The organism is Dyella sp. SYSU CM1112, assembly GCF_058216415.1.
The window spans coordinates 1-291 of the sequence record NZ_JBZEGI010000104.1; the positions used below are offsets into that span (position 1 = coordinate 1).

A 291-nucleotide genomic window follows, 5' to 3' on the forward strand; every position below is an offset into this window, starting at 1 on the left:
CGACAGACTATGTGGGCCGCAGGCTCCGCCTTCCAACCCCTCGCTTCCGGCGAGCTGCCTCATGGCACCGGCTTCTGCGTCGAAGGCGGCATGTTTGCCGACACCGGCAAGCCGCCCGTGCGGGAGGGCTTCACCCTGGTGGTGACCTTCACCGATCACCCGGACGTGCGCTTTACCATCGATGCCAGCGCCATCGATCAGGTGGGCAAGGACGAACCGTCGTTGAAATTCCGCGTGGACAGCGAGCTGGGCATCCTGCGTGCCAGCGTCAGCCATGTGCATGTACTTGAG

Annotated in this window: 1 protein-coding gene; it reads left to right on the forward strand. The window is 64.3% G+C overall.

The genetic code is table 11. The features are described 5' to 3' along the window. Positions 1 to 9: 9 nt before the first annotated feature. Positions 10 to 291: T6SS immunity protein Tli4 family protein (locus AC4HNJ_RS21815; RefSeq protein ID WP_490481715.1), on the forward strand; the 282-nt coding region annotated here is incomplete at its 3' end.